The 14,011-nt window shown below is 72.2% G+C and carries 14 protein-coding genes; 5 read left to right on the forward strand and 9 right to left on the reverse strand.

Annotated features, from left to right (window positions below; genetic code table 11):
• The first annotated feature begins 149 nt into the window (after nucleotides 1-149).
• A complete protein-coding gene (locus GWK61_RS44975; RefSeq protein ID WP_194918721.1) occupies nucleotides 150-1,631 on the forward strand; it encodes a serine/threonine-protein kinase in 1,482 nt (493 codons plus the stop codon).
• Between the two features lie 544 nt (nucleotides 1,632-2,175).
• Here the strand turns inward: GWK61_RS44975 and GWK61_RS44980 are convergent.
• Nucleotides 2,176-2,799, reverse strand: a complete 624-nt coding sequence (locus GWK61_RS44980; protein WP_194918723.1) for a hypothetical protein — start codon at nucleotides 2,797-2,799, stop codon at nucleotides 2,176-2,178.
• Nucleotides 2,800-3,729: 930 nt separating this feature from the next.
• Complete coding sequence (locus GWK61_RS44985) at nucleotides 3,730-4,212, reverse strand: hypothetical protein (RefSeq protein WP_194918725.1); 483 nt, start codon at nucleotides 4,210-4,212, stop codon at nucleotides 3,730-3,732.
• Nucleotides 4,213-4,355: 143 nt separating this feature from the next.
• Here GWK61_RS44985 and GWK61_RS44990 point away from each other — a divergent pair, with 143 nt between their 5' ends.
• The gene (locus GWK61_RS44990) at nucleotides 4,356-4,823 is read left to right on the forward strand and encodes a response regulator (protein ID WP_194918727.1); all 468 of its coding nucleotides are present in this window, start codon (nucleotides 4,356-4,358) and stop codon (nucleotides 4,821-4,823) included.
• Nucleotides 4,824-4,920: 97 nt separating this feature from the next.
• Here GWK61_RS44990 and GWK61_RS44995 read toward each other — a convergent pair whose 3' ends face one another.
• From GWK61_RS44995 to GWK61_RS45005, 3 genes are read right to left on the reverse strand one after another with little or no spacing between them, the layout of a single operon-like run.
• Nucleotides 4,921-6,120, reverse strand: coding sequence for a SigB/SigF/SigG family RNA polymerase sigma factor (locus GWK61_RS44995; RefSeq protein WP_323748043.1), 1,200 nt, complete (start codon nucleotides 6,118-6,120; stop codon nucleotides 4,921-4,923).
• Nucleotides 6,117-6,629, reverse strand: coding sequence for an ATP-binding protein (locus tag GWK61_RS45000; RefSeq protein WP_194918729.1), 513 nt, complete (start codon nucleotides 6,627-6,629; stop codon nucleotides 6,117-6,119). The genes GWK61_RS44995 and GWK61_RS45000 overlap by 4 nt, the downstream gene beginning before the upstream one ends.
• Nucleotides 6,617-7,105: an ATP-binding protein gene (locus GWK61_RS45005; protein ID WP_194918731.1), complete on the reverse strand. Its 489-nt coding sequence runs from the start codon at nucleotides 7,103-7,105 to the stop codon at nucleotides 6,617-6,619. Before GWK61_RS45005 ends, GWK61_RS45000 begins: the two co-directional genes overlap by 13 nt.
• 87 nt (nucleotides 7,106-7,192) lie before the next feature.
• Between GWK61_RS45005 and GWK61_RS45010 the strand changes: the two genes are divergently transcribed.
• On the forward strand, nucleotides 7,193-7,579 hold the full coding sequence (locus tag GWK61_RS45010; protein ID WP_194918733.1) for an STAS domain-containing protein: 387 nt from the start codon (nucleotides 7,193-7,195) through the stop codon (nucleotides 7,577-7,579).
• A 282-nt stretch (nucleotides 7,580-7,861) separates the two neighbouring features.
• On the opposite strand, the gene GWK61_RS45015 is transcribed toward GWK61_RS45010, so the two are convergent.
• The 4 genes from GWK61_RS45015 to GWK61_RS45030 form a co-directional block, all read right to left on the reverse strand.
• Nucleotides 7,862-8,509, reverse strand: coding sequence for a response regulator (locus tag GWK61_RS45015; RefSeq protein ID WP_194918736.1), 648 nt, complete (start codon nucleotides 8,507-8,509; stop codon nucleotides 7,862-7,864).
• A gap of 94 nt (nucleotides 8,510-8,603) precedes the next feature.
• Complete coding sequence (locus GWK61_RS45020) at nucleotides 8,604-9,836, reverse strand: sensor histidine kinase (RefSeq protein WP_194918738.1); 1,233 nt, start codon at nucleotides 9,834-9,836, stop codon at nucleotides 8,604-8,606.
• Nucleotides 9,837-9,872: 36 nt separating this feature from the next.
• The gene (locus GWK61_RS45025) at nucleotides 9,873-11,222 is read right to left on the reverse strand and encodes an ABC transporter permease (RefSeq protein WP_194918740.1); all 1,350 of its coding nucleotides are present in this window, start codon (nucleotides 11,220-11,222) and stop codon (nucleotides 9,873-9,875) included.
• Nucleotide 11,223: 1 nt separating this feature from the next.
• A complete protein-coding gene (locus GWK61_RS45030; RefSeq protein ID WP_194918745.1) occupies nucleotides 11,224-11,973 on the reverse strand; it encodes an ABC transporter ATP-binding protein in 750 nt (249 codons plus the stop codon).
• Nucleotides 11,974-12,204: 231 nt separating this feature from the next.
• On the opposite strand from GWK61_RS45030, the gene GWK61_RS45035 reads away from it, so the two are divergent.
• Nucleotides 12,205-12,606, forward strand: a complete 402-nt coding sequence (locus GWK61_RS45035; RefSeq protein ID WP_194918741.1) for a DUF6542 domain-containing protein — start codon at nucleotides 12,205-12,207, stop codon at nucleotides 12,604-12,606.
• On the forward strand, nucleotides 12,599-14,011 hold a 1,413-nt coding region (locus tag GWK61_RS45040; protein ID WP_323748044.1), incomplete at its 3' end, for an LCP family protein. The genes GWK61_RS45035 and GWK61_RS45040, both read left to right, overlap by 8 nt.

The following is a 14,011-nucleotide window of genomic DNA, read 5'->3' on the forward strand; positions in this document are numbered from 1 at the left end:
CCCAACGACCGCCGCCCCCTCCACGGAACGCCGAACCGCCCGATCGGGTGGAGCGCGTCCGCGTTGCCGGTTCGTGCGTGCCCGGTCCTTCAGTTCGCTGCGATGCTGGACTACTACTGGTAGAAACGTCCGATCGGGGAGGTCCACGGGTGGAACCGCTGAAGGCTGGGGATCCGCGTACTGTGGGCCCTTATGTCCTGATCGCTCGGCTTGGTGCCGGAGGCATGGGGCAGGTGTTCCTGGGGCGGACGCGGGGTGGGCGGACCGTCGCGGTGAAGGTGGTCAAGGCCGAGTTGGCCGGGGATCGGGAGTTCCGGCGGCGGTTCCGGCAGGAGGTCGCGGCGGCGCGGCTGGTGTCGGGGCGGTTCACGGCCGCGGTGGTCGACGCCGATCCGGAGGCTGCGATGCCGTGGCTGGCGACGACGTACGTGTCCGGGCTGACGCTGCGCGCCGTGGTCGGTGCCGGCTCGCTGCTGCCAGAGACGTCACTGCGGGTTTTGGCGTACGGGCTGGCGCGGGCGCTGGCCGAGATCCACGCCGCCGGGGTGGTGCACCGGGACCTGAAGCCCTCCAACGTGATGCTGGCCGTGGACGGTCCGCACGTCATCGACTTCGGCATCTCCCGCGTCATCGCCGCCGCGGACCTGACCCGGACCGACGTCGGGACCATCGTCGGCTCGCCGGGCTTCATGTCGCCGGAGCAGACCCGCGGGCAGGAGCTGACCGCCGCCACCGACGTCTTCTCGCTCGGCACCGTCCTGGCCTACGCCGCCAGCGGCCGCAACCCCTTCGGCGACGGCCCGGACCACGCGCTGCTCTACCGCATCGCGCACGGCGAGCCGGACCTGTCCGGGCTGCCGTACTCGCTCGCGCCGCTGATCGCCATGTGCCTGGCCAAGGATCCGGCGCAGCGGCCCAGCACCGCGCAGATCATCGGACGGATGGCCGACGTGCCGGAAGGCGCTTGGCTGCCCGCGGACCTGACGGCGGCGATAGCACAAAGCGCCGCCGAGATCCTGGACTACGAAGGGATCGCGGTCTTCGCCGAGCCCGACGCCGATCCCCTGCTGACGTCCGGCCCGGCGCCGGACCCCACGCTTCGGCTGACCTCGGCGGACCGGGCGACGTCAGTGATCGAGCCCACCGGCGAGCGGACGCGGGAACGTGTCGGCGTCGGCGAACCGCCGCGCGGCACGCGGGGCAACGGCGGCGCGGGGCTGGTCGCCGGCCTGCTGTCGGTCGCGGTCATCGCGGCGCTGGCCACAGCCCTAGTTCTGGTCCTGCACAACGGGAGCCACAACCCGGGCTCACCGCCGGCGGCGTCCGTGGGGACGAGTTCCAGTCAAACGCCGCTGACCCGCTCGGTCAGCCACACGAGCACGTCGCAGACGTCTGCGAGCGTGCCGGCGCCGACAACCAGCTCCGCTCCGGCACCGACGACCCCCGCCTCGACCACCACCACGACCAGCGCGCCGAGCACGACGGCGAGCACCTCCGGCTCGACCACGCCGAGCACGTCACAGCCGACGACGCCGAGCAGCACCTCCAGCTCGTCCGCGCCGCCGACGTCGAGCCCGTCGACCGCGCACAGCACGACACCGCCCACGACGCCGAGTTCAAGCCACAGCTGAGCCCGGTCGGTCGAGGGCGGTCGGGGGGGTATTCGGAGGTCGTTCGGCGGCGGTCACGGGACCGTCGGGGGGCTGTCAGGACCCTGCCGGACTGTCCCCGAGAGCCACCCGCGACCTACCGCATCCCGCACCGGACGGCGGCCCACCGTGCCAGCCGTCCCCGTCGAACCCTTATCCTCACGCCACGTCCACGTGTGCTCCGGCGACCGCCGTCGCCGCCTCCGGCCAGTCCGTGCGGGGCCGCGACCGGACTTCGAACGGACATGTCAAGCGCCATTCGCCGCCAACCCTCTCGAAACCACTGCGCGCCGGGCCGCGCCGCCTCCACACTGGGCGCAGCGGACCCGGGGCCGCACCCGCCTGCGGTCCCGGGTCCGCTCTGGTCCGGCGCGGCTCGAAACCGCCCGGCCGTCCGGTGCGGCACGCGCCGTCGCGTGCCGCCGTCCCCACTGCTGCCCGGCTCCCCGTCTGGCGCCGCACTACGCGCCAGCCCCGTTCGCCGGGCGATCCGGCGGCCGGTGGTCGCCACCGGCCGCCGGGGTCCTCACCCGGCCCGCGTCAGCTCGACCGCCGGCAGGTCCTTCAGCTCCTCGCGGGTCAGGTCCACCTGGACGCCGTAGGTGGCGTCGACCACGTTGCGGATCGGGACCGCAACCTCCTTGCGGTTCCACAGGTGTCCTTCGGCGAGCAGGATGTGCGTGACGTGCAGATCGGAAGCGGCCATCAGGCCCTTGACGCGCCCGATGTCGCCGTCGGCGGCGTGCAGGCGCTCGTTCGGACACAGCTGCACCTCCCCGGCCGGCACCCGGTCGTAGGTGACCATGTCCGGCTTGGACGGGGCGCGATAACCGCCGCCGAGGGCGCCACCCCCGGTGACCGGCCCGCCGCCCGAGGCGCCAGGCCCCACCATCTCGGTGGCCTCCGCCGGCTCCAGCAGATCGAACCCGGACATGGCGCAGGTCAGGATGATGGCGTCGGGCCCGGCCCGACCGACCATCGTGGCCGGCACCAACCGGGCGACGTGCGTATCCCGCCCGACGACGAGGTGGGTCAGGGCCCGGGTGACCGGGTCCATGATGATCCGGTGCAACCGCCCGCAATCACCGTCGGCACAGGAGACGCCCACTCCGATCGCGTACGGGTATTCCTTCTCGGTCATGGTGCTCATAGCACCCTCCTCACTGCTCACGCGGATGAGTCCAGCGGCGCCGCGTCCCTGCCAGGTACCCGGTCACAGAGTTTGAAACAGGGCTTCGGGCCGACCTGATTTCGGTGACGGGCCAACCTGACCGGCCACGTAGTTCGCCGGATCCTCCGGACCATGCGGGGTGTTGGTTCTGGGTCCCTCGCCGCGTCAGCGGGCGCAGCCAACCTGGCCGGTTTGGCGGTGTCAAGCCGGACGGAGCCGGACCACAGCAGCAGGGGTGCGGCTTGATTCCGCCAGACCGGGCTGGTTCCGTTTACGGCGATGACGCGGCGAGGGACCCAGAACCCGGCGACCACAAGCAGCGACCGCCGGCAAACAGCGCGGCGCAGGCAACAGCGGATAGAAAGCCGAACAGTCGCGGGCCGGCGGCATCAAGCAGGTCGCGCGGGTCGCCCCTCGTCGAGGAGGCCCGCCAGAGGCCTCAAGGCACCCACCAAACGCGGCCGCCACCCGCCCGCATGACGCGTGCGCAGTGACTCGGACCCATGCGTGGTCGTGGACGCGAAAACCGGCGGCCGCCAGCGCGAAACGAGTCGCACAACCGAACTGCGTCCCCCTGCGAGGTCATCAAACCATTGGCGAAGCCGTAAAAATTGCCTGTAAACCCATGAACATACCGCCGCCTGCCGACAGACCGCAGTGACGCCTGACCCGCAGTGTGCAAGTCGATGCGGCGGCATATTGTTAGGGAATTATCGCCCCTTATACACAGATATAGCACGCACCACCGACACTACCGAGACCACCGAGACCACCGAGACCACCGAGACCACCGAGACCACCAAGACCACCAAGACCGTCAACACCGTCAACACCGCCACAAACCCACAAACCCACAAGCCAAAGAAAAGCGGCGCGGCTGCCGGGTACGGCGACGGCAGCCGCGCCGGCTCAGCGGGCGGCCTCCCGGTCCGACCACGTCTTGATCGCGAGCAGCCGCAGTCGCAGCGTCTCGGTGTCCTGCTCGGCCGTGTCCCCCTCGGCCGCGTCCCCCTCCGCCAGGCCCGCCGCACCCTCCGGAAGCCCGTCGGTCGGCACACCGTGCGCGGTGAAGAAGCCCTCGGCGGTGCTGTGCGCAAGCGTCACAGCGACCCGCGGGTTGCTGACGAAAGTGCTCTGCACGTGCTTCCACACGCCGTCCAGATACGCCCGGTCCGCGTCCGTGAACCGGGGCGGCGCGGGCGTGGCCGCCGCGCCTCCGGCGCCGGTGCCGGAACGCGGGTCGGCGCGGCCGCTCTCGATGAACTTGCCGACGCGCGTCGACAGGCCGCCGAAGGTTCCGGTGGCCGAGGTGCGCCAGCCGGCGGGACCGAGGAAGAACATCGCCGCCAGTGCGGCGAGGACGACCAGGATGACGATCAGGGTGATGACCACGACGACCTCCCGAGCCCGACCCGGTGTCGGAACATCCGCCGTTACCCGATTCCTCCGCCGCCAATCCACGGCCAATCCGCTGCGTCAGGGTCCGGATTCGAATCAGAGTTCTCAAAAACGCCGGCGGCGCGGAGTATGGAGGAATGGCGCATCCTGCCGAACACCGGCGTGATCCCGCCCCCGACGCGCCACGGCACCCGGACGCCTCCGGCCCGCCGCGGTTCGCCGGGCAGAAGGTCCTGATCGTGGACGACGACCGGCGCGGCGCCTTCGCCCTCGGCAGCGCGCTGAGCGCCCGCGGGCTGACCGTCGTGCAGGCCGCCACCGGCCCGGACGGCCTGGCCGCGGTCGAACGCGACCCGACGGTCCGCGCGGTCCTGCTGGACATCGCGCTGCCGGGACTGGACGGCTACGCCACCGCCGCGCGCATCCGCGAGCTCGACCACGGCGCGGCCACGCCGATCATCGCGGTGACGTTCGAGGCCTCGAACGCCGACCGGGCCAAGGCGCTGGCCGCCGGGATCGACGAGCACCTGCCCAAGCCGGTGGACGTGCCGCGGCTGCTGCGGGTGCTGGCCGAGCTGCTGAACAGAGAGCGGGCAGGGAACTGAGGCCGATCAGGGGGCTGAGAACGGCCAGAGAACTGAGAACGACCCGGGGACTAACCCCTGATCAGAGGACTGAGAACGTTCAAGAGACTGAGAGCAGTCAGGCCTTCCCCGACTCCTCATCCCCGTCCTCGACGAGCACCGCGTCGCGCAGCGTCCCCAGGATCCGCGTCAGATACCGCGACACCTGCATCTGCGAAACGCCGAGCTCGGTCCCGATCTGACTCTGCGTCATGCCCCGGAAGAACCGCATCAGCAGGATCCGCTTGTCCTTCTCCGGCAGCGCGGCCAGCAGCGGCTTCAGCGCCTCGCGGTCCACGACCCACTCGTACGCGTCGTCGTCCCCGCCGAGCGTCTCGCCCAGGCTCGCGCCCTGCTCGTCGCCGGGCACCAGCGGCCGCTCCAGCGAGGTGGCGCTGTACGCGGCCGAGGCGTCGAAGGCCTCGACGATCTCCTCCGGCTGCGCGCCGAGGTGTTCGGCCAGCTCGGCGATCGTCGGCGAGCGGCCCAGCCGGCGCTCCAGCTGCTCGGCCGGGGCGCCGTGCAGGGCCAGGCTCAGCTCCTGCATCCGGCGGGGAACGTGCACGTCCCAGGTCGAGTCGCGGAAGTAGCGCTTGATCTCGCCGGCCACCATCGGGGTGAGGTAGCCCAGGAACGCGGTGCCGCGCGAGGGGTCGAAGTTGTCGACCGCCTTGATCAGCGCCAGGTACGCGACCTGCTCAAGGTCCTCGGCAGTGTCGGCGGGAACGCTGAAGCGCGAGGCGACGTAGCGCGCGTAGTTCATGTGCTCGGCGATCAGCTCGTCGCGCAAGGTGCGATACCGCACGCTGTCGGGCTCGCACTCCGCCAGTACTTCGAAGCGCCGGTGGATCTCCGCACGGTGCTCGGCACGGTCCCGCGGCACGCCGCCGAGCCGGGGCGAGGGGATGCTCGGCAAGGGGATGTCCGTGTCCTGATCCGGGAGTCGACGGTCGGCGCGCACCACGCGCGCCGGCACCGCCGAGGCCGGCACTGCGGCAGAGGCGGGAGCAGAGGCAGGGGCACTGGCAGCAGCCGCAGCCGCAGCAGCCGCCTGCGATGCCTTCCCAGTCGCGATCTCAGTAACCCTCTCAGCCCCGGTCGTGCCCTCTTTCGTGCCGTCTTTCACGCCGTCCTTCATGCCCTCTTCAGTGCCCTCGCTCGCGCCCCCGCCCCCGGTCCCGGTCCCAGTCCCGGTCTCCGCACCCTCCCGGCCGCCATCGTGCCCGGTCCCGTCGCGGCCGGACGCGCCCGGACCGGGACCGTTCCCGCGAGTGCTCACCGCATCCCCGCCCGGGCCGTGCCGCCGGGTCCTGGCACACCGTCGCCGGCCGCGCGCTTGACGATGTCGACCCGGACCCGGCCCTGCTCCTCGGCCCACTGCAGGTCGTCGACGAGCGCCGCCAGCAGCGACCAGCCGAACCCGCCGACCTGCGGTTTGGAGCCCGGCCTGGCCTCGGCCGAGACGGTGAGCGCCAGGCCCGCCGGGCCCAGCCGGAAGACGCAGTCCAGCTCCTCGCCGGTGGCGTCGACCTCGTCGGGCAGCAGGAGCAGGCCACAGGCCTCGTCGACGGCCAGCCGCCAGTCGCCCATCTCGGCCATCGAGAAGCCGGCGCGCACGCCGAGATGGCCGGCCGCGGACCGGACCAGCACCACGTAGTCGCGCTCCGCGGGGATGCTCAGCGTTACCGGGACACGACCGTCGGCATCGTCGGCATCGTCGGCCTCGCCGCGGCGGCTGGCACCCGTGCTGGCGCCGTCCTCACCACCCACACCGCTCACGCGCTCCATATGTCCTGATCCCCTTTCCACAGCGACCCTTGCGTGCCCGCCCCGGCCGGGACCGCCGCGCGCGGCCCGAGTCGGCACCATACGGCCTTCCCGCCGTCGTCCTCGACCGCGACCCCCCAGGCCTGGGCCAACTGCACCACGATAGCCAGCCCCTGGCCGCCGAACCCGCGTTCGGCCGGCGGGATCAGGCGGGGCAGGCCGGAACCGTGGTCGTGGACGCGCACGGTCAGCATGCCGTCGCGCAGCTCCAGGCCGAGCCGCATCTCGGTGCCGGCGTGCCGGACGGCGTTCGTCACCAGCTCGCTGACCACGAGCGCGGCGTCGGCGACGAAGTCGTCGGCGTGCCAGCGGCGGCAGGTCTCGGTCAGGAAGGCCCGGGCCCGGCCCGGCGCCGAGGGCCCGGGAGTCAGCTCGGTGTGGGCCGACAGGTGGGACTGGGCCGACTGATGGGTCTGGGCCGTCCGGCGCGAGGTCATCGAGCCAGATTCCCAGCCGTGAGCCGACCCGATATCGTCGGTAGCGATCCGGGATCACGCGGGCTGGGTGGGAAAACAGGAGGCGTCATGGCGGTCGAGGGCTTCTCGGTCGAGGTCGACAACGACCCGGACCGGGGCGGAGCCGCCGCGGTGTCCGGGGACGGCAAGGGCGGCGGGCAGGCGGTCACGGTCACCGTGGCCGGCGACGTGGACCTGGCCGCGGCGGACACGCTGTGGAGCGTGCTGGACGAGTACGTGCACGCCGGGGCGCAGGTGGTCGTGGACTGCTCGCGCGTGGCGTTCCTGGACTCCATGGGCCTGCGGACGCTGATCCGCGCGCAGCACAAGGCCGGTGCCTCGGGCGCGCGCCTGACGCTGGCCGCGCCGTCGGAGGCGGTGCTGCGGGTGCTCCAGCTGGCCGGCGTCGCCGACCTGTTCGTGCTCGACATCAGCGGGAGCGGCAGCGGACGCTGACCATCGGCCATCGCCACCCCTTCCTCGCATCAGCTCCGTCGGCCACCGCGAACACCGCTACCCGTTCCAGCGAATCCAAACTCGATACGGACCCGGCGGCGGAAGTGCGCCATCGGCGGTGCGCCGGCTGTGACAGTCGGCCCGCCGGTGACGCCCGGACCATTGTCAGGCACCCGACGTGCCCAAACATAGCCCAGCGAGAGCTATTCCCGTTCCGTTTGCACGGGAATCTGCACGGGATGATTCTTCAGGCGGCGTTCAGCCTGAGACTTCCGAGAGGTCTCAGGCCGCGTCGAGGAACGCCAGCACGGCCAGCACCCGCCGGTTCCCGTCGAGATCCGGCAGCAGCCCGAGCTTGGCGAAGATCGTGTTGATGTGGTTGCTGACCGCCTTCTCGGTGATCACCAGCCGGGCGGCGATGCCGGCGTTGGCGTGCCCTTCGGCCATCGCGGCGAGCACTTCGCGCTCGCGCGGGGTCAGGGAGCCGAGCCGCTCGTCGCGGGAGCGGCGGGCCATCATCTGGCCGATGACCTCGGGGTCCATCGCGGTGCCGCCGCCGGCGACGGTCCGCAGCGCGTCCACGAACGAACGCACGTTCGAAACGCGGTCCTTCAGCAGATACCCGATCGCCCCGGCGCTGTCGGACAGCAGCTCACGCGCATAAAGCGGCTCGACGTGCTGCGACAGGATCAGCACCGGCAGGCCGGGCACCCGGCGCCGGGCCTCCAGCGCGGCGGCCAGGCCCTCGTTCTTGAAGGTCGGCGGCAGGCGGATGTCGGCGACGGCCACGTCCGGGCGTTCGGCGAGCAGCGCGTCGAGCAGGTCCGGGCCGGTCTCGACGGCGGCGGCGACCTCGAAGCCGTGGGCGGTCAACAGGCGGACCAGGCCGTCCCGGAGGAGGGCCTGGTCCTCGGCCAGGACTACGCGCATCGGCTATCCCTCACTCGCACGGCCCCTCGCACGGCAGCTCCAGCAGCACCGCGCCAAGCCGCAGGACACCGCGCAGCAGCCGGTCCCGCACCGCTCACTCGCACGGCACCTCCAGCGTCACCGTGGTCGGCCCGCCGACCGGGCTGTCCAGCGTCAGCCGCCCGTCGAAGGCGGCCAGCCGGCGCCGCACCCCGGCCAGGCCGTCGCCGCGAGCCAGGTCCGCACCACCGGTGCCGTCGTCCCAGATCTCGGCGACGACACAGCCCTCGCCGACCACTCTGTCGTCGCGCCGGAACACGTCGATCCGGGCCCGGGCCGCGCCGCTGTGCTTCAGCACGTTCGCCAGAGCCTCCGCGATCCCGAAGTACAGCGCCGACTCGCGCGGGGCCGGCAGCCGCTCGGTCAGGTCGCTGCGCACCTCCACCGGGATCGGCGAGGCGTAGGCCAGGGCCCGCAGCGCGTCCCCGAGCCCGCGCTCGGCCAGCACCGGCGGCAGGATCCCGCGGACCAGCGAACGCAGCTCGGCCAGCGCGGCGCCGCTGTGCTCGCGGGCCTCGGCCAGCAGCGCGATGGCCTCCTCGGGGTTCTCGCGGACCAGGTCCTCGGCCATGCCCAGGCTCAGGCCGACCGCCGCGAGCCGGGCCTGCGCGCCGTCGTGCAGGTCGCGCTCGATCCGGCGCAGCTCGGACTCGGCGTCGTCGCTGACCCGCTCGCGGGTCACGGTCAGGGTGCTGATGCGCTCGCCGACGTCGGTCGGGGCCAGCAGCGCCCGGGCCCACAGCGCCTGCGCCCGAATGAGTGACGGGCCCACGTACGGCGCCAGCACCAGCGCCGGAAGGCCGAAGCCCAACCCGAAGGGCCAGAACGGATCGCTGCTCAGCGCCAGCCCCGGCACCGAGCCCACCCCGACCACGCCCCACCCGACCAGCGTCGCCGGCAGCAGCCCGAGCGCCAGGCCGATCGGGACGTTGGTGAACAGCCACAGCAGGTCCCGCCAGGTCGCCGGGTCGCCGAGCAGCCAGCGCAGCCGGCCGCGACCGGCCCGCGGCAAGTACGGCGACTCGATCTCGACCCCGCTCCAGCGCCCTGCGATCCCCCGCTCCCAGTTCGCCAGGCCGCGCACCGCGCTGATCACCGGCGGCACCAGCAGCCCGCCGGTGATCGGCATCAGACCCAGCGCCAGCGCCGCCGCCACCAGCAGCGGGATCCCCGCGATCAGCGAGACCGGCGCCAGCACCAGACCCCGGCCGGCCGCCAGGGCGGTCGCGGCGCCCCGCGCGCGCCAGGCCTCGGCCCCACCTCCGACCACCGCTGCCAGTCCGGCCATCAGACTCGTCCCTTCTCGCGTCGCCATTATCGGGGACTACGCAGTGATCGCGGCCAGCGCCGGCACGCTCAGCACCCGCCGGGCGGCGCCCAGGCACGCGGCCAGAGTCAGCGCCGTGACGCTCGCCGCCACCGCGAGGAACACCCCGACGCCCTGGTCCGGGATCAGCCGGCCGGTCCTGGCGTAGCTGAACGGGATGATGCCGGCCAGCGCCGCCAGCGACCCGGAGAACAGCCCGGCCGCCAGGATCGCGCACGCCTCCCAGCCCAGGGAGCGCCGCACGTCGCCCGGCGTGTCGCCGATCAGCCGCCGCTGCCCGAACTCCTTGCGGCGGTGCAGCGTGCCGGCCACCGCGATGTTCGCCACGACCACCGCCGCGAACAGCGTGATCATGCCGACCACCAGGAAGCTGAGGGTCTGCACGCCCTTGTCGTCGGCGGACAGCCGGACGTGCTGCGCGCGGTTGGCGTCGTCCTGGATGAACTGCTCGTACAGCGTGCCGTTGGCCAGGCCCACGAACAGGATCACCGGCATCAGGACGGAGGCCGCCTGCCGCGAGTTCAGCCGGAGTTCGGCCTCGGCCAGGTAACCGCCGCCGCGCCGCATCAGCGGGCCGAGCACCCGGCCGGCGATCCGGACCAGGGCCGGGGCGAGCAGCGCCAGCCCGACGCTGGTCAGGATGCACGCCTGCCCGGCGCCGGCCATCGCGCCGTTCCGGTCGTCCTTCAGCACCGTCGCGCTCATCACGCCGGCGTCCACGCCGATCAGGATCAGCACGACCGCGGCGATCTTGCGCTTACGCGACATCCCGGACTCGCCGGTGGCGGCCGAGACCAGCGAGGCCGCCGTGCTCTGATTCGCCGCGCGGCGGCCGGCCACGATCGCGGCCGCCAGAGCGGCCAGCGCGACGTCGCCGAGCCCGATCGCCAGGGTGGTGGCGCCGTACTTGAAGCCGACGCCGTCCGAGACCTGGTGCGAGGACTTCAGCGCGGCCAGCACCGTGCGGCCCACGACCATGCCGGTCGGGATCGCCGGGACGGCCGCGACCGCCAGCAGGATCGCGGTCTCGGTGGTGATCATGCGGCGGATCTGCCGGGGCAGCGCGCCGGCCGCCTTGAGCAGCGCGATCTCCTTCTCCCGCTGCCGCACCGTCAGGCTCAGCGTCGCCGCGGTGCCGAAGGCGATGATCAGCGCGCCCCAGCCGCCGATGACCAGGGCCGTGGTCTGGAGCGCCGAGCGGTCGGTCTTCGACAAGCCCGGCGCGTTGCTGGTTTCGAAAAGGGCTGCGAAGCCGGTGAGGATCGCGCCGCCGAGGAACAGGTTCAGGAACGAGGCGAGGTAGGCCCCGCGGCGGTGTCGCAGGTTGCTGAAGCTCACGGTGCGCATGTCAGGCCGCCTTCGCGGTGAGCCGGGAGGCGGCGCCGAACTCGGCCATCCGCGCCGCGACGCCGGTGGCCCGCGGGGCCCGCATCTCGTCCACGATCCGGCCGTCGGCCAGGAACAGCACGCGGTCGGCGTACGCGGCGGCGACCGGGTCGTGCGTCACCATCACCACGGTCTGCCCGAACTCCCGCACCGACTCCCCGAGCAGCATCAGCACCTCGGCGGCGCGCGCCGAGTCCAGCGCCCCGGTCGGCTCGTCGGCGAACAGCAGCGCCGGCCGGTTCACGATGGCGCGGGCGATCGCCACCCGCTGCTGCTGGCCCCCGGACAGCTCGGCCGGCCGGTGCTCCAGCCGGTCGCCGAGGCCGATCCGGTCCAGCAGGGCCCGCGCGCGCCGCTTGTCGACCGAGGTCCCGGCGATCCGCGCGGGCAGCAGCACGTTCTGCCAGACCGTCAAGGTCGGCAACAGATTGAAAGCCTGAAACACGAAGCCGATGCGACCGCGCCGGAAGCGGGTCGCGGCGGTCTCGTCGGAGGTGTCCAGTTCCTGGCCGCCGATCAGGATCCGGCCGGCAGTCCTGCGCTCCAGGCCGGAGGCGCAGTTGAGCAGTGTGCTCTTGCCGGAGCCGGAGGGGCCCATGACGGCGGTGAAGGTGCCGTAGGGCAGACCGAGGCTGACCCGGTCCAGGGCGGCGACCTTGACCTGGTCGCCGAACGTCTTGCTGACTGATTCCAGACGCAGCGCGTCTTCCATGGCTGTCATGTGATCCAGACTCGCGTGGCGCGGTCGCGGAAACAGGGGTGCTATCACCTGTCTTCGGCGTGGGCTTGGAGCCAAACGATCCGATGAATACATCAGTCTATGAATCGGTGACGCGCAGCGTCGCCTTAACGGGTGGTGGTGGGCGACGGGTGGGCGAATGCGGCATCAGACACTTCTCGGTCTTATCCCACCGTCGCCACCCAAGATGTGAAGATGTGCCACATGCCACACACCCCCGGCACTCACGGCAGCTGTCATCGAGCACCCACCACCCGCACGAACATCACGGCGGGGCGCGTCACGGTCCTGCTGGTGCTCGTCCCGGCGATCGGGATGTTCTTCGGCGGCGCGCTGTTCGCGGTGCTGTGCGCGGCCGCCGCGGCGCTGGCGACGCTGCGGGTGCGGCCCGCCGGGTTGTGGTGGGTGCTGCCGCTGGCGCCGGTGGCGATCTGGGCGGTGTGCGTGGGGCGCGAGGTCTTCGACGCCTCGGGCGGCGGCGCCAGGCAGGCGGTCGCGGTGGCGCACGGCATGATCGACGCGTTCCCGGCGATGCTGGTGACACTGCTGGTCACGGCCGCCGTGGCGCTGTTACGCCGGCTCGCCCGGAGGTCGGCTCGTGCCTGACTACACTCCCCCGCAGCGACCCCGACCGCAGCCCCCGTATGACCTGTCGCCGCGCGCGCCGGGCTCGCGTCCGCAGGACGACCTGCGGTACTGGGCTCCGCGTCCGGCGCAGCCGCCGCGTCCTCCCGGTCCCCCGCGTGGTGAGCGTCCTGAGCGTCCCCAGAACGGCGGGCGTCCCGAGCGGCGCCCGCCGCGCCGCCGCCGGGCCGTGGTCGCGGCCCGCGCGCTGGCCTGCACGGCCTCGGCCGCGATCGTCGTCGCCAGCGCCGCGACCTGGGCCGCGTACCACAACCTGACCTCCGGCCTGCTGACCTCCGACGCGATCAACGAGATCCGCTCCGGCGAGAAGGGCTACGTCGCCCCGCACCTGGACGGCTCGGTCAACCTGCTGCTGATCGGCCTGGACTCGCGCAAGGACATGAACGGCGCCGACCTGCCGACCGACTTCGTCGAACAGGAGCTGCACGCCGGCTCCTCCGACATCGGCGGCTACAACGCCAACGTCCTGATCTTCATGCACATCCCGGCCGACGGCGGCCGGGTCACCGCGTTCTCGATCGCGCGCGACGACTACGTCGAGGAGCCCGGCGGCACCTCGACGGTCGGCGACATCCCGGATCTGGGGATGCACAAGATCAAGGAGGCTTACGGCCGCGCCAAGGAGATTGCGGTGGATCGGCTGAAGGCCAGCGGCGTGACCGACAAGGCGCAGATCGAGAACGTCAGCCGCGAGGTCGGCCGGGAGTCGACTATCCGGGCCGTGCAGCTGCTCACCGGCGAGCACGTGGACCACCTGGCCGAGATCAACCTGCTGGGCTTCTACGACGTCGCCAAGGCCGTGGGCCCGATCGAGGTCTGCCTGAACCACCCGGTGTACGACCCGATCGAGGACGGCGCGGGCACCGGGCTGAAGCTGCCGGCCGGGCACTCGATGCTGGACGCCGCCACCGCGCTGCAGTTCGTGCGCCAGCGCTTCCACCTGCTGCGCGGCGACTTCGACCGCAACCGGCGGCAGCAGGCGTTCCTGTCGTCGGTGATGCACAAGCTCAAGACCGAGGGCGTGATCGGCGACCTGGGGAAGATGCAGGGGCTGTTCGACGTGGTGAAGAAGGACGTGGTCATCGACGATTCCTGGGACGTGCTGGACTTCGCCGACCGCGCGCAGAACCTGACGGCGGGCAGCGCCGACTTCCGCGAGCTGCCGATCACCGGGCAGCCGGTGCTGCCGGGCGACGGGTCGGTCAACTCTGTGAACCCGATGCAGATCCGGCAGATCGTGATGACAGGGTTCGGCGACGCTAAGGAGTTCACGAACGAGATGACGCAGAACGGGGAGGGTGGCGACCCGGCTTCGGCACTGGGGCCGCGGGGGCTCAACGATGCGGGCGGTGGGCTCGGGCAGGAC

The sequence above is a fragment of the Catenulispora rubra genome (assembly GCF_015356825.1).
In the GTDB taxonomy this organism is placed as follows: domain Bacteria; phylum Actinomycetota; class Actinomycetes; order Streptomycetales; family Catenulisporaceae; genus Catenulispora; species Catenulispora rubra.

Coding starts and splice junctions, on each gene's coding strand:
- GWK61_RS45010 (WP_194918733.1), top strand. CDS start 7,193: ATGGCGGTCGAGGGCTTCTCGGTCGAGGTCGACAACGACCCGGACCGG.
- GWK61_RS45025 (WP_194918740.1), bottom strand. CDS start 11,222: ATGCGCACCGTGAGCTTCAGCAACCTGCGACACCGCCGCGGGGCCTAC.
- GWK61_RS45020 (WP_194918738.1), bottom strand. CDS start 9,836: ATGGCCGGACTGGCAGCGGTGGTCGGAGGTGGGGCCGAGGCCTGGCGC.
- GWK61_RS45000 (WP_194918729.1), bottom strand. CDS start 6,629: ATGGAGCGCGTGAGCGGTGTGGGTGGTGAGGACGGCGCCAGCACGGGT.
- GWK61_RS45030 (WP_194918745.1), bottom strand. CDS start 11,973: ATGGAAGACGCGCTGCGTCTGGAATCAGTCAGCAAGACGTTCGGCGAC.
- GWK61_RS45035 (WP_194918741.1), top strand. CDS start 12,205: ATGCCACACACCCCCGGCACTCACGGCAGCTGTCATCGAGCACCCACC.
- GWK61_RS44980 (WP_194918723.1), bottom strand. CDS start 2,799: ATGAGCACCATGACCGAGAAGGAATACCCGTACGCGATCGGAGTGGGC.
- GWK61_RS44990 (WP_194918727.1), top strand. CDS start 4,356: ATGGCGCATCCTGCCGAACACCGGCGTGATCCCGCCCCCGACGCGCCA.
- GWK61_RS45005 (WP_194918731.1), bottom strand. CDS start 7,105: ATGACCTCGCGCCGGACGGCCCAGACCCATCAGTCGGCCCAGTCCCAC.
- GWK61_RS45015 (WP_194918736.1), bottom strand. CDS start 8,509: ATGCGCGTAGTCCTGGCCGAGGACCAGGCCCTCCTCCGGGACGGCCTG.